The sequence below is a fragment of the Actinomadura sp. K4S16 genome, assembly GCF_008327685.1.
In the GTDB taxonomy this organism is placed as follows: Bacteria; Actinomycetota; Actinomycetes; order Streptosporangiales; family Streptosporangiaceae; genus Spirillospora.
Window position 1 is genome coordinate 71,652 of record NZ_BDDE01000026.1, and the last position, 12,729, is coordinate 84,380.

The following is a 12,729-nucleotide window of genomic DNA, read 5'->3' on the forward strand; positions in this document are numbered from 1 at the left end:
GACACAGGGACGTGACGGGGTGACCACCGAAACCGCACTGCTCGAAACGCCGTCCGGCGCGGGACGCGTCGAGTTCGCGCTGACCCTCGACCAGGGGAGCCGCGTCGGCGCCCGCTACAGAAGCCACTACGGAACGGTCCGGCCCGCGGGCGGCGCCGAGGTCGAGTGCGTCTACAAGGTCGCCACCGGCGCCACGGGGAAGCGCGCGCTGAGCAACGAGGTCGCCGTCTGGGGCGGCCTCCGTATGGAGGACGTGCGCGCCGACCAGTTCGGGACGCTGCTCGGCTTCGACGTCGACTCCCCCGACGGCCCGGCCCGGCTGGTGCAGACGCGGCGCGGCCGTCCGCTCGCCGGGACCTCCCCGCTCACCGCCGAGCGGCTGCGGCAGCCGGCCCACGACCTGTTCACCGCGCTCCGGGTGCTGGCGGACAACGCCTACGCGCTGGGCGAGCTGTCCCCCGGGATGCTCCTGTGGGACGGCAGGCGGCTGCAGATCGCCGACCTGGGCAACGCGGTCGGCCAGCCCGACGACCTCCGGGCGGCACGGGACGTGCGCGCGGCGGCGGGGCTGCTGTTCTGGCTCGCGTCGGGCGAGGTGTCCTCGTTCGGGCCGGACGGCGCGGGACCGGCCGACGCGAGTGAGCTGAGCTGGCTGATCCGGCACCACCCCGACCTCGGCATGGTGCTGCGTCCCGTCTTCGACGAGGAGGTCCCGACGGCCGTGGAGGTGCTGGCCCGCATGGACGGCTGGCCCGTCTCCGGCGACACGACGGAGCGGGACGCGTCCGCCGGGCAGGACTCCCCCACCGAGCAGGACGTCCCCGAGGACGACGACACGCGCACCGTAGAGATCCACGCCCCAGCCCATGCGTCGCAGGCCGGACGGAACACGAGCACCGGCCAGGCCGGGACGGCGGAACGGGCCGCGCCGAAGCCGCCGTCTCCGCCCGTGCCCCCGCCGGCGCCCCCGGCGGCAAGCGGCGCCGCGCGCGCCATCGAGAACTACCGGAGGGAGAAGCAGTGGCTCGGCCAGCGGAGGCACGGCGCGCCCGCGCACCCGTCCAGGGGAGCCGCGCCCCCGCTGCCTCCTGCGCCGGGCACGGGACGGGGCCTGGGGCCGGGAACCGGGCGGCCGGACACCGCGGAGCGGATCGGCGTCCCCTCCCTGCCCCGCGACTTCCCCTTCCGCGTCGGCGACGACGGCAGGCGCACGCCGCACCCCGCGCTGGTGTGGCCCGTGGTGTTCGTCCTGGTCGTCCTCGTCCTCCTGGTGGTGTTGTGACATGATCGCCCCGCCCTGGCAGCCCGGCCCCGCCGCCTACCCCGGCCCGGACCCGCGCGCCCGCACGCTCTGCCCGTACTGCCTGAACCACCTCGACTGGTCCGACTACGGCGAGGTCCCGCTCGTCAGGAACACCCCCGAAGGGCCGGAGGTGCTGACGCGGGCGCCGGACGAGCCGGAGGTCCGCTGGCGGCACCGGACGCTCGGCGCGATGCGGCAGTGCCACGGCGACGGCGACCCGCACTTCCTCCCGGCCGACTACGGCGACCTCGACCCGCTCATCATCGGGCTGGTCGGCGCCAGCGCGGCCGGCAAGACCCACCTGCTCACCGCGATGATCGCGCAGCTGGAACGGCGCAAGTCCATGCTCGCGCCCGAGCTGCGCATCGAGCCGCTCGACGGGCACCTGCGGCAGCGGTTCTACGAGGAGCGGATCCGGCCGTTCCTGGAGCAGCGCCAGGTCCTGCCCGCCACACGCCGCTCCGCGCGGGCCGAGTTCGTCTACGCGCTGCGCGTGTCCAGCGAGTACACCGGGCGGACCCACGCGGTCGGGTTCTTCGACGTCCCCGGCGAGCACTACCACCGTTACGAGTACGGGGAGACGCCGTTCCTCAGCCTCGCCGACGCGATCCTCTACGTCGCGGACGGCCAGCAGCTCCGCACGGGCGACGACTGGAACCCGTGGGTGCCCGACCCCGGCTTCACGCACGCGATCACCCAGTTGCTGCACACACGGCAGGCGAGCGACGGCCTGCTGCCGCCCGGCGCCATCGTCGTCGCCAAGTCTGACATGCTGGCCGAGGTGGACGGCACCGTCGCGCACTGGCTCGCGCGGGACGACGAGACGGTGCTCGGCGACCTGCGCACCGTCGAGGACGAGAACGAGGCCGCCTACGCGTTCCTGCACCGGCACGACGCCGAACTGTGGCTCGCCCCGTTCCACTCGGGCTCGCCCACGTCCCTCCACTTCGCGTCCGCGTCGGGCGTGCCGCCGATCCCGGAGGAGGGGGTGTTCCCGCACCGGAACTTCCGCCCGACGCGGGTGCTGCGCCCGCTGCTGTCGCTGTTCAGCGCCACCGGGCTGATCCCCCGGATCGACACCGAGGAGCCCGGCCAGTACCTGTGAGCCTCCGGGCGCCCGCTCGACGCCGGGCGGGTGCTCGGCTCCGCTGCGGCCCCGCGGCGGAGCCGAGCCTCCGGGCCCGGCTTGGGGCCTGGGCGGCGGGTCAGCTCCGCTGCGGGCCCGCCGCACGCCAGGCATGCGGGGCGAGGAGCTGCGCCACCACGAGGTCGGCGCGACCCTCCACGGTGGCGGGGTCGGCCGCTTCGGCGAGCCGCAGCCGGTCCGGCCACCACGGGACCTCGCGGGGCACGGCCGCGGCGAGCGCGCGGGCCCGCTCCGCGGCGTCGGCGAGCAGCGTGAGCTCCGCCGCCCACGCCCACAGCATCGGCCACTCCCGCTCCGACGGCAGCTCCGCCGGCGGCCGGCCCGCACGGCTCCGCAGGACCCGGCCGCGCAGCCAGCTCAGCTTCCCCTCCGCCCGCGCGACGATCTCCGGGACGTCCGCGTGCACCCGGTCCAGGACGGCGCAGCGCCCCCGGCAGCCGGGATGCCCGCAGCGGTGCCGGGCCGCGTCGGCCAGCACGCCGCCGTCCACGACCTCCCGCAGCAGCTCCCGGTCGGCGGGGCCGCCCCGGGCGAGCCCGAGCAGCCCCGGCGCGTCGATCGGACGGCCCTCGTAGCGCGGCGTCACGTCCGGGATGACCTGCGCGGTGAGCCTGATCAGCGCCCGCCGCGCCCGGTCGCCGCCCAGCCCGCGCAGGTACCGGACGTCGGCGGGGTCGGCGCCCTGCCGGACGAGCCAGTCGGCCAGCCGTCCGCCGTTGCCGGCCAGCCAGGCGGCGCCGTCCCGCCAGTTCCGCTCCAGGTCGTCGGCGAGGCCGCGGACGTCCCGGTAGGTGCGGCCGTTGAACCGCGGCGGCCGGTGCTCGTCGGCGACCCACGCCACCACGTGCTCGTACGTCCAGCGCCGCGCCGGGTCGACGACGAGCAGCCCGTCGATCAGCCGCCGCCACTCCGGGTCGGTCACGGCGTCCAGCGCGGGCCGCCGCCCGGCGCGCAGCAGCTCCCGCACCCGCGCGGACGGCGTCCCCTCGTACGGCGTCCGCCCGAGGAGCAGCTGGTAGGCGATGATCCCGAGGGCCCACCAGGCGGCCGGAGCGCCGCGGCGGCCCCGGGCGGTCTCGGGCGCCGCGTAGGCCCAGGTGGTCAGCAGCCCGCCCGGATCGCGCCCGTGGACCCGGACGTTGCGGGCGATGCCCCCGAAGTCGCCGATCAGCAGTTCGTAGGGGTTCCGGGACCGCACCAGGATGTTGGCCGGTTTCACGTCCGTGTGCGTCAGTCCCATGGCGCCGAGCCAGAAGTTCAGGCATTCGGCGAGTTCGGCGACGATCGCCCGCAGTTCCGCATCGCCGAGCGGGAGGGCGTCCCGGATCAGCGCGTCCAGCGAACCGTGCGCGCAGTACTCCTGCGCCATCCAGCCGACCTCGGCGCCGTCCACGGTGACGTTCCCGTAGTCGTGGATCCGGGGGACGTGCCGGGTCGCCTCCAGCCGCCCCAGCACGACGAGCTGGTCGGTCTCCAGCCGGGACTCCCGGTGCACCTTGACGACGACCAGGTCGGCGCCCGCGCACCCGCCGCCCAGCGGCTCCGCCAGGTGGACGACGGACTCGGCGCCGACCGCCTCGATCCGAACCGGCCGGTATCTCCCCCGCAATGCCACCGGAAATTCACCGGCGCCGCCGCCCAGCCCCAAAGAACGACCCTTTCCCCATCCGCCCCGAATCCCCCGATCCTATGTCGGCGGCCCGCCCCGAAATGGGTCCTCCGACACCCTTCCCACCGAATCGCCACGGCGAGATGAACCCTTCCGGCGCCGCCCCGCCGCGGACGTCCGGCCGTCCGGGCGGGCCCGTCCTCGCCTTCGGCCGGAGGTGTGATCATCGTCATCGCGCTGGACCTGCCCGGCGTGCGGGCGGCACGATGACCTTCGGCGGGAGCGCCCGAGCACGGCGCCCGCCGCACAGAGGAGGAAACGTGGGACGGGTCGAGACCCGGCACCGGCTGCTGTCGGTCCTTGCCGAACGGGCCGCCGCGGGCAGCCGGCCGGGTGCCCGGGAGGACGGGCACCGCGTGGCGCTGGCCATCGAGGGCGGCGGGATGCGCGGCACAGTTTCGGCGGGCATGGCCCTGGCCGTCCACGAGCTCGGGCTGCTGCCGCTGTTCGACACCGTGTACGGCTCGTCGGCGGGCGCGATCTCGGCGGCCTGGCTGCTCAGCTCCACTCCCGAGGGGGTGCGCGGCTGGACCGACCCCGTCTTCGCCCGGACGCTCATCCGCAAGCGCAACCTGCTGCGGGGCCGTCCGATCGTGAACGTCGAGCAGCTCGTCGAGGAGGTCTACATCCGCCGGTTCCCGCTGGACTACGCCTCGGTGCTGGCAAACCCCGTCGAGTTCCATCCCCTGGCCACCGACGTCGTCACCGGCGGCCCGGTGGACCTGCACGCCGCCCTCGTCGACGAGCGCGCGCTCCGGCTGGCGCTGCGGGCCAGCGCGGCGCTGCCCCTGCTGGCGGGACGCCCGGTCGCCATCGGACCCGGGCTCTACTACGACGCCGGGGTCGCCGAGGCGATCCCCTTCGGCCAGGCACTGCGGGACGGGGCGACCCACGTCCTGGTCCTCCGCTCGCGCAGGCTGAGCGACCGGGCGCCCGAGCGTCAGGCCCCCTCGTTCGGCTCCCGGCTGCTCGCCAACGTCGGGCTCCGCCGCTACACCGCGGAACTCAAGGCCACCTTCCTCGCCCGCGACACCCGGCTGGCGGAGGCGGACCTGCTCCTCGCCGGGTACGACGCCGACCAGGACCACGACAAGCCCGCCGTGCTGTCGATCCGCCCGCCGGAGGACTCGCCGCGCATCAGCCGCCTGGAGTCCGACGGCGCCCTGCTGCACGCGGCCTTCGAAGCGGGCCGCGCCACCGCGGCCGAACGCCTGGCGGACGCGGTCACCAGGTCTGGTCCCCGGCGCGGACCAGCATCTGGCTGACGGCGACCCGCCGCTCCCGCGTGACGATGTAGCCGATGGCGTCCGCGACGTCCTCCGGCCGCAGCGCCTCCATGCCGGCGAGCTGCCGGCGGGCCGCGTCCCGGGTGGTCCCGTTGAGGTGGTCCACCAGCTCGGTGTCGACGGCGCCGGGCTCCACGACGCTGACCCGGACCCGCTCGCCGAGCAGTTCCCGGCGGAGCGACTCGCTGAACGCGCTCAGCCCGGACTTGGTCAGGCTGTAGACGCTGCTCGACGGCCGGGCGGCCCGGGCGGCCGCGGAGCCGACGTTCACCACGTCCGCCGTCTGCCGCGGCGACGTCGACGCCGCGTAGATCAGGTGCGGGACGGCGGCGTGCGTGATGTGCAGCAGCGCCGCCACGTTGAGCGCGACCATCCGGTCCCACTCCTCGACGGCCGTGTGCAGCGCCGAGCTGAGGAGCCTGATCCCGGCGTTGTTGACCAGGATGTCCAGGCGCCCGAGCCGGTCCAGCGTCTCCTGCACCGCGCCCTCCGCGCGGTCCGGCTCGGTGATGTCGGCCTCCACCGCGACGGCGTGCCCGCCCGCCGCCGCGATGCCGCTCGCGACCTCCCGCAGGCGGTCGCGGCGGCGGGCGACCAGGGCGACCGCCGCGCCCTCCCGGGCCAGGCGGCGCGCGGTCGCGGCGCCTATCCCGCTGCTGGCGCCCGTGACGAGCGCGACGGCTCCGTCCAGCGGCTGATCGGACATGACTGCCTCATTCCCTTCCGCGATCAAGGGAGGCGCGGTGACCGAGGGTCCAGGCGTTCCCGGGCTGCGTGCGGCGTGGCCGCCGACATCGCAAGCCTCGCGGCGGTCACCGCATGTCCGCACCAGGGTGTCTCCCTGGTCGGCCGGGACCAGGGAGCGGCGGTCAGCCCGGCCCCGTGCGGAACTCCCCGCGGGGCAGGGCGTCGGCGAGCTGCCTGCGGGAGCTGATCCCGAGCTTGGCGAAGACCTTCCGGAGGTGCCACTCGACGGGGCGGGGGCTCAGGAAGAGGCGAGAGCCGACCTCCGGGTTGGACAGGCCGTCCCGCGCGAGCAGCGCGATCTGCCGCTCCTGCGGCGTCAGCCCCGCGCCCGCCGCGCTCTCGTCCCTCGCCGGCGCCTCACCTCGCGGTCAGAGCGTGCTCGGTGGGCGGCAGGACGTCGCGCAGCTGCCTGCGGGAGGTGATCGACAGCTTCGTGAAGACCTTGCGCAGGTGCCACTCGACCGTGCGCGGGCTGATGAAGAGCCGGGTGCCGATCTCCGGATTGGTCAACCCCTCCCGCACCAGCAGCGCGATCTGCCGCTCCTGCGGCGTCAGCTCCTCGCTGGACGAGACGTCGACCGCGCGCTTGCGGACGCTCTCCCCCGTTGCGAGCAGCTCGCGGTGGGCCCGTTCGGCGAACGCCTCCATGCCCATCGCCGCGAACATGTCGTACGCGGTCCGCAGCCGCTCACGCGCCTCGGCCTGCCTGCGGTTCCGGCGCAGGAACTCTCCGTACAGCAGGTGGGCGCGCGCGAGCTCCGGGCGCAGCTCCGTGCGGCCCAGCCGCTCGACCGCCTCGCGGTGGAGCTCCTCCGCGGCCGCCCCGTCGCTGAGCAGGGCCCGGGAGCGGGCGAGCACGCCGAGCGCCCAGTCCGTGCCGGACGGCTCCGCGGTGTCCGCCAGGTCGTCCAGCGCCGCCCGTGCGATCTCGTCCTCACCGGCCCGCACCGCCGCCTCGACCAGTTCGGGCAGCGCCCAGACCGACACCCACAGCTCGGCCATCCGGGTGCAGACCTGGGCCGCCGCCACCGCCTGCCGGTAGCGGCCGAGACCGTTGTAGAGCACCGCCGCCGCCCACTGGGCGACCGTGACGCCCATCAGCTGGCCGCCGGCGCCGACCTCCTCGATCGTGGCGGCGATCAGCGCCTCGGCCTCGGCCTCCCGGCCGCGCAGCGCGTTCAGCCGCAGCTCGACGTGCGGCGCGATGGGCACCCCGGTCGCCGCGGAGACGTCCTCGATCTCCGCGACGACCGCGGCGGCGGCGGTGAAGTCCCCGGTCCAGGCGATGGCGATCCCGAGCGAGGTCAGGCAGAACGGCAGCTCGGTCAGGGCGCCGGCGGCGCGCACCCCCTCGACGACCCGGCCGACGAGGACGCGCATCGCCCGGTCGTCCCAGGCCGCGGCGCTGACGCCGTTGGCCACCCAGCCCCATTTCAGGACCTCGCCCACCGGCAGGTCCGCGAGCGCGGCCAGCGCCCGCCGCAGCGCCGGGGCGGCGGCTGCACGGCCCTCGGTGACCAGCAGCGCGTAGCCCTCCAGCACGAGGTCGAGGGCGTGCGGGGGGCCCGCCGGGGCCGGAAGCGCCTTCACCGCCTTCGAGATCGCCATGAGGCTGTCGGAGTGCGCGGCGATCAGCGCCGCGGCGCCCCACGCGATCAGGTAGGTCTCGCGCGCGAGGTCCATGTCGAACGGCTCCAGCCGCCGCGCGGCCGACAGCAGCAGCGGCGGCGCCTCCTGGTCGAGCCCGGCCGCGAAGGTGATCCGGCTCCTGACCAGGTGCGCCCGGACGCGCTGGAACTCGTCGCGGGCGTTGCGGTCGGCGATGTCGGCGAACCGGCGCGCGGTGTCGAGGTCGCCGGCCTGGAGGGTGGCCTCGGCGGCGGCCACCGCGCGCTCGGCGCGCCGCGACGGGTCGACGGTCAGCGCGACGCACCGCTGCAGGAACGCCGCGGAGGCGGCCAGCCCGCCGCGCGCCTGCGCCCGGTCGGCGGACCGCTCCAGTTCCGCGGCGACGGACTCGTCCGGCGCGGGCGCCGCGGCCGCGAGGTGCCAGGCGCGGCGGTCGGGGTCGACCTTCGGGTCGGTGACCTCCGCCAGCGCCAGGTGCACCGCCCGGAGGTCCTCCTTCGACGCCGACCGGTACACCGCCGACCGCACGAGCGGATGGCGGAACGTCACGCGCGCGTCCAGCGACAGCCATTCCCGCGTGCCGTCGGCGAGCGCCTCCGCCGGCGTCACGCCGAGCCGGGCCGCCGCGCCCCACACCAGGGTGGGGTCGCCGACCGGCTCGGCCGCGGCGATCAGCAGGAGCAGCCGCGCCTGGTCGGGCAGGCCGCGGATCCGGGCCAGGAAGCTCTGCTCGATCCGGCCGGGCAGCGTGTCCGAGCGCAGGAGACCGAACCCGCCCGCCATCTGCGTCACGGTCAGCCCGCGCGGCAGCTCCAGCAGGGCCAGCGGGTTGCCCCTGGTCTCGGTGACGATCCGCTCGCGGACGCGCTGGTCGAGACGCCCGTACGTGACCGAGTCCAGCAGGGCGTGGGCGTCGGCGTCCCGGAGGCCGGCGACCTCCATCTCGGGAAGCCCGAGCAAGTCCTGGGAGCGCTCCCGCGCTCCGAACAGGAGGACGACCGACTCCGCCAGCAGCCGCCGGGCCACGAAGCCGAGGACCTGCAGCGACGCCTGGTCCACCCACTGAGCGTCGTCGACCACGCAGAGCAGCGGACGCTCCCCCGACGCGTCCGACAGCAGGCTGAGCACCGCGAGCCCGACCAGGAACCGCTCGGGCGGCGCGTCCGCCCGGATACCGAACACCGTCTCGAGCGCGGTGCGCTGCGGCGCGGGAAGGTGCGGCAGCCGGTCCAGCAGCGGCGCGCACAACTGGTGCAGCGTGGCGAACGGCAGCTCCATCTCCGACTCGACGCCGGACGCGCGCAGCACCTGCATGCCCGTCGCCGCCTTCTCCGCGTACCCGAGCAGCGCCGACTTCCCGACTCCCGGCACGCCGTGCACCACGAGCACGCGGCTCTCGCCGGTGTCGACGGCCGCGAGCAACCGGTCGACGACGGCGCGCTCGGGTTCCCGCCCGAGCAGCGCGGCGTTCTCCCCGTGGCCCGCGCCGTGCCTGCGTTGTTCCACCGTTACCGCCTTCGTCGCGCGCCCGGACCCGTTCGACCGCATATCGGGACGCCTTATCGTGACCCAGAATGGTCGCCCGCACCAATTCCACGAGCCCAGGGTCGGCGGCCCCTGGGGCGGCCCCGGGGCGAGCGCGCCGACCGCCCGGCCGTCGTCGGCCGGTCCTGCGGCCGCACTGAACCGGGCGGCTCCTCGCCGCCGACGGTACCCGCAGGTCATGGGCGATGCCAGCCCCGCGGCGCCGCCCGATCCGCGAAGAAACGGACCACGGCGAAGGCGTCGGCGACCGGCGCCGCTCGGCCCGGTCACCGGCGCGCGGAACGCCGGTGCGTAGGCGCCGAACGCGTCCGCCATGGTCTTCCTGGCTGGGGCTATGCCCGGCCGGTCATGCGGCATCGGCTTCCCGGGCGCGAAGGTGAGCAGGGTCGTCCGTGGGACGGGACGCCCTCCGGGCCGCTCGGAGGCGGCGGCGCTCGGCCGGGGTGGTACCGGCCCAGATGCCATGCGGCTCGCCCGTGGTCAGGGCCCATTCAAGGCAGCGGCTCCTGGCGGGGCAGGCGGCGCAGAGCCGGCGGATCGCCGCGATCTGTGTCGCGTAGACGTTCTCCTCCGCCACGGGGAAGAACAGCTCGGGATCGAGCGATCGGCATGCCGCCGCCTCCTCCCAGTTCAGGGTGGTCTTGCTCATGGCCGCACCCGCGCGGGAAGAGGCCGTCCGGCGCGGCCTGTGCCGGTGCCGTCGTTGGTCGTCACTGTCCCTCCAGTCACGCCGTTCACCGGGGGTCCGTCGCCGCCCGGTCACCAGCCAGAGACAGCCGATCCGCCTCGCCTGTGACAGCTCCAGCGGAAATCGCGCGTTCGTCCGCATCTGCGCGAGGCCTGTCACGGATCAGGGAGCTGACCGGTCTTTCCAGGAGACCGATCCCGCCATTCCGCGAATGGAGCGCAGGACATGCCATCCCCCACGCAGGACGACAAGCTCAGCTTCGAGCAGGACATCAAGCCCTTGTTCCGGACGAAGGACCGCAACGCGATGCTGAGCTACTTCGACCTGTTCGACCACGCCGATGTCGCCAAGCACGCCGACGCCATCATGGTCTCCCTGGTGGCCGGCGACATGCCCTGCGACGGCACGTGGCCCGAGGCGGACGTGGAGAAGCTCCAGCGCTGGATCGACATGGGCAGGCCCGCTTAGGACCGGTCAGCGGCGAGGGCGTGTTCCGCCTCGGCGGACGGGTCAGGGAACCTTGCCGAGGGAGCCGTGATCGCGGATCGCGGCGCAGGAGCGGGCGGCCATGGCGAGGAACATCTCGTCGCCGCGTTCGGTGGGAGTTCCGTAGGCGCAGCCGAGCACGGTGATCAGTGGGCCTTGAAGGAAGGCGAAGGCGTAGTCGTCCCAGCACTGCTCCAGGGAGTAGCCGGTGACGCCGTGGCCGACCAGAGCGCGATGGTAGGCGGCGACCAGATCGCGCTCGTGGGTCCGGCGGTCGGCGACGGTGAGGCCGGTTCCCAGGAAGTAGGCGAGATCGCGGGCGGGCAGGCCGACGGTGAGGGTCTGCCAGTCGACCGCGGCGACCCCGGTTCCGCCGCCGGCCGCGAAGATGATGTTGTCGAGCCGGTAGTCGCCGTGGACGAGGGCGAAGCGCTCCGGCCGCGCCGTGATCCACCGTCCGGCGTGGACGGCGACAGACCGCAGGGTCGCCCTGTCCTCGGCGGACAGCCGGTCCGCGAACCGTTCGATGAAGATCTCGGTGGCCGGGGCCAGCGCGCCGGTCACCCCTTCGCCGTCCTCCGGGCCGGTGCGGTGCAGCCAGTCCAGCTCCAGCAGGGCCGGGTCGCACCAGCGCGGGCCGTGCAGTCCGGCCAGGTTGACCACGCAGTCCAGCGCCTCTGCGGCGGTGCAACCGGCGAGCTGGTCGCCCTGCGTACCGGGGTGCAGGTCCTCCAGGAGCAGGACGAAATCGGTGGCGTCCTCGGTGAGCGTCCCGTACCGGCAGGCCGGGGTGCGCACGGCCACCGTGGAGGCCAGGTCGAGGTAGAACCGCGTCTCCGTCCGGTAGATGCCCTTGAGCATCTCCCGTGTGGCCTGGTCGGCCGCCGGGAGTTTGGCCACCAGCCGCGCCGGCACTCCGTCCCCGGTCAGTTCGCCCCGGAAGCAGCCGCTCATCTGCCCCGTCCCGACCGGCCGCCACCGGACGCCGGTCACCGTCGCACCGAGCACTTCGCTCAGCCAGGCGGCGTTCAGCCGAGCCGGTTCGGCGTCACTCACGAGTCGCCCGCACGGGTGCGGCCGGGGTTGCGAGGCAGTCCGTCGAACCGGTCAGCGGGTCGCACCGCCCGGTAGGCGTCGATGACCGGGGCCAGTTCGGCGGGGGTCGCTCCGTGCAGGACGACGCTGTCGGCACCGGCGTCGAACTGGTCGAGGACGCGTCGCGCGCACCGTTCGGGAGAGCCGGTCGCCGCCGCGTCCAGCCACTCCTGGGGAAGCAGTTCGGCCAGGCGGCGGAGTTCGTCCGGCGTGGCGAGCGCGTCGAAGGCGCCAGGGTAGCCGTCGACCAGGTCATCGGCGCGGAAACGGGCCAGGTCGGCCGGATCCCAGCCGTTGACCCGGACCAGCAGGTCCCCGTAACCCTGCAGGTAGGTGGCCAGGCGGCCGGCGAGCTTGCGCAGGCGGGCCTCCTCGTCCAGATGGTCGCCGACCGTGGCCAGGACCGACCACACCCGCACGGAGGCGGGGTCGCGGCCCGCCTCGGCGGCGCCCCGGCGGATCGCGGAGACCGCACAGGCCAGGGTCTCGTCGGTGAAGAAGGTGTGCAGGACGACCCCGTCGGCGACCGGCCCGCGAACTCCAGCGTGCGCCCGCCCATCGCCATGAGCATGACCGGGATGTCTTCGCGGAAGGCCGGGTCCTGGTTGAGGTACGGGTAGTTCCCGGCGGGACCGTCGTGCCCGACGACCGCCTCTCCCCGCCACAGCCGGCGCATGATGCCGATGAAGTCGTCCAGCTGGGCCTGGGTGACACGGGGCAGGCCCATCACGTCGAAGAGCATGTCGAAGCCCCGGCCCAGGCCGAGCGCGAACCGCCCGCCGGTCATCCGGTGCATCGTCGTGGCGAACGTCGCGGTGACCAGGGGATGGCGGGTGTTGTGGTTGGTCGCCGCGGTGGCGATGCCGATCCGGGTGCCGGCCGCCGCCGCGGCTCCCGCCAGGACCGCCGCGTCCTTGGTGTTGAAGCGCTCCGACAGGAACACCGAGCCGAGCCCCAGCGCCTCGGCCTCGGCGACCTCGCCGAGCAGGTCACGCGGGGCTCCCGAATGCCCGGCCAGTCCATAGAACCCGAGCTCTGGCAGATCGTCCACGAGGCCTCCTCCGCCCGCACCGGGCTCGACCGTACCCGAATTGGACACCTGTCCGAAAGGCTGTCCAGATGCGGGACGCCCTC

At 74.7% G+C, this 12,729-nt stretch carries 10 protein-coding genes and 1 pseudogene; 4 read left to right on the forward strand and 7 right to left on the reverse strand.

Annotated features, from left to right (window positions below):
• Positions 1-19: 19 nt before the first annotated feature.
• Both K4S16_RS38075 and K4S16_RS38080 read left to right on the forward strand, forming a co-directional pair.
• Entirely contained in the window at positions 20-1,282 is a 1,263-nt protein-coding gene (locus K4S16_RS38075; RefSeq protein WP_149263950.1) for a hypothetical protein, read from the forward strand.
• A 1-nt stretch (position 1,283) separates the two neighbouring features.
• Positions 1,284-2,408, forward strand: coding sequence for a molybdopterin-guanine dinucleotide biosynthesis protein MobB (locus tag K4S16_RS38080; RefSeq protein WP_149263951.1), 1,125 nt, complete (start codon positions 1,284-1,286; stop codon positions 2,406-2,408).
• Positions 2,409-2,508: 100 nt separating this feature from the next.
• Here the strand turns inward: K4S16_RS38080 and K4S16_RS38085 are convergent, their stop codons facing one another.
• Positions 2,509-4,065 carry a serine/threonine-protein kinase gene (locus tag K4S16_RS38085; protein WP_149263952.1) on the reverse strand — a complete coding sequence of 519 codons (1,557 nt, stop codon included), beginning with the start codon at positions 4,063-4,065 and terminating at the stop codon, positions 2,509-2,511.
• A 314-nt stretch (positions 4,066-4,379) separates the two neighbouring features.
• On the opposite strand from K4S16_RS38085, the gene K4S16_RS38090 reads away from it, so the two are divergent.
• Entirely contained in the window at positions 4,380-5,384 is a 1,005-nt protein-coding gene (locus K4S16_RS38090; RefSeq protein WP_200842350.1) for a patatin family protein, read from the forward strand.
• Here the strand turns inward: K4S16_RS38090 and K4S16_RS38095 are convergent.
• From K4S16_RS38095 to K4S16_RS38110, 4 genes are all read right to left on the reverse strand, one after another.
• Positions 5,344-6,111, reverse strand: a complete 768-nt coding sequence (locus K4S16_RS38095; protein ID WP_149263954.1) for an SDR family NAD(P)-dependent oxidoreductase — start codon at positions 6,109-6,111, stop codon at positions 5,344-5,346. The two genes, K4S16_RS38090 and K4S16_RS38095, sit on opposite strands and share 41 nt — an antisense overlap.
• Before the next feature lie 163 nt (positions 6,112-6,274).
• Positions 6,275-6,472, reverse strand: a complete 198-nt coding sequence (locus tag K4S16_RS47060) for a helix-turn-helix transcriptional regulator (RefSeq protein WP_149264048.1) — start codon at positions 6,470-6,472, stop codon at positions 6,275-6,277.
• Between the two features lie 37 nt (positions 6,473-6,509).
• A complete protein-coding gene (locus K4S16_RS46625) occupies positions 6,510-9,287 on the reverse strand; it encodes an AAA family ATPase (RefSeq protein ID WP_268843302.1) in 2,778 nt (925 codons plus the stop codon).
• 385 nt (positions 9,288-9,672) lie between these two features.
• Positions 9,673-9,975, reverse strand: coding sequence for a WhiB family transcriptional regulator (locus tag K4S16_RS38110; protein ID WP_235037343.1), 303 nt, complete (start codon positions 9,973-9,975; stop codon positions 9,673-9,675).
• 264 nt (positions 9,976-10,239) lie between these two features.
• Here K4S16_RS38110 and K4S16_RS38115 point away from each other — a divergent pair, with 264 nt between their 5' ends.
• Positions 10,240-10,482, forward strand: a complete 243-nt coding sequence (locus K4S16_RS38115; RefSeq protein WP_149263956.1) for a hypothetical protein — start codon at positions 10,240-10,242, stop codon at positions 10,480-10,482.
• A gap of 42 nt (positions 10,483-10,524) precedes the next feature.
• Here K4S16_RS38115 and K4S16_RS38120 read toward each other — a convergent pair whose 3' ends face one another.
• Together K4S16_RS38120 and K4S16_RS47065 are read right to left on the reverse strand one after the other, a co-directional pair.
• Entirely contained in the window at positions 10,525-11,556 is a 1,032-nt protein-coding gene (locus K4S16_RS38120) for a phosphotransferase family protein (RefSeq protein ID WP_149263957.1), read from the reverse strand.
• A pseudogene (locus K4S16_RS47065) lies at positions 11,553-12,694 on the reverse strand (TIGR03857 family LLM class F420-dependent oxidoreductase). Before K4S16_RS47065 ends, K4S16_RS38120 begins: the two are co-directional and overlap by 4 nt.
• Between the last annotated feature and the right edge of the window lie 35 nt (positions 12,695-12,729).

Coding starts and splice junctions, on each gene's coding strand:
- K4S16_RS38080 (WP_149263951.1), top strand. CDS start 1,284: ATGATCGCCCCGCCCTGGCAGCCCGGCCCCGCCGCCTACCCCGGCCCG.
- K4S16_RS38110 (WP_235037343.1), bottom strand. CDS start 9,975: ATGAGCAAGACCACCCTGAACTGGGAGGAGGCGGCGGCATGCCGATCG.
- K4S16_RS38095 (WP_149263954.1), bottom strand. CDS start 6,111: ATGTCCGATCAGCCGCTGGACGGAGCCGTCGCGCTCGTCACGGGCGCC.
- K4S16_RS38115 (WP_149263956.1), top strand. CDS start 10,240: ATGCCATCCCCCACGCAGGACGACAAGCTCAGCTTCGAGCAGGACATC.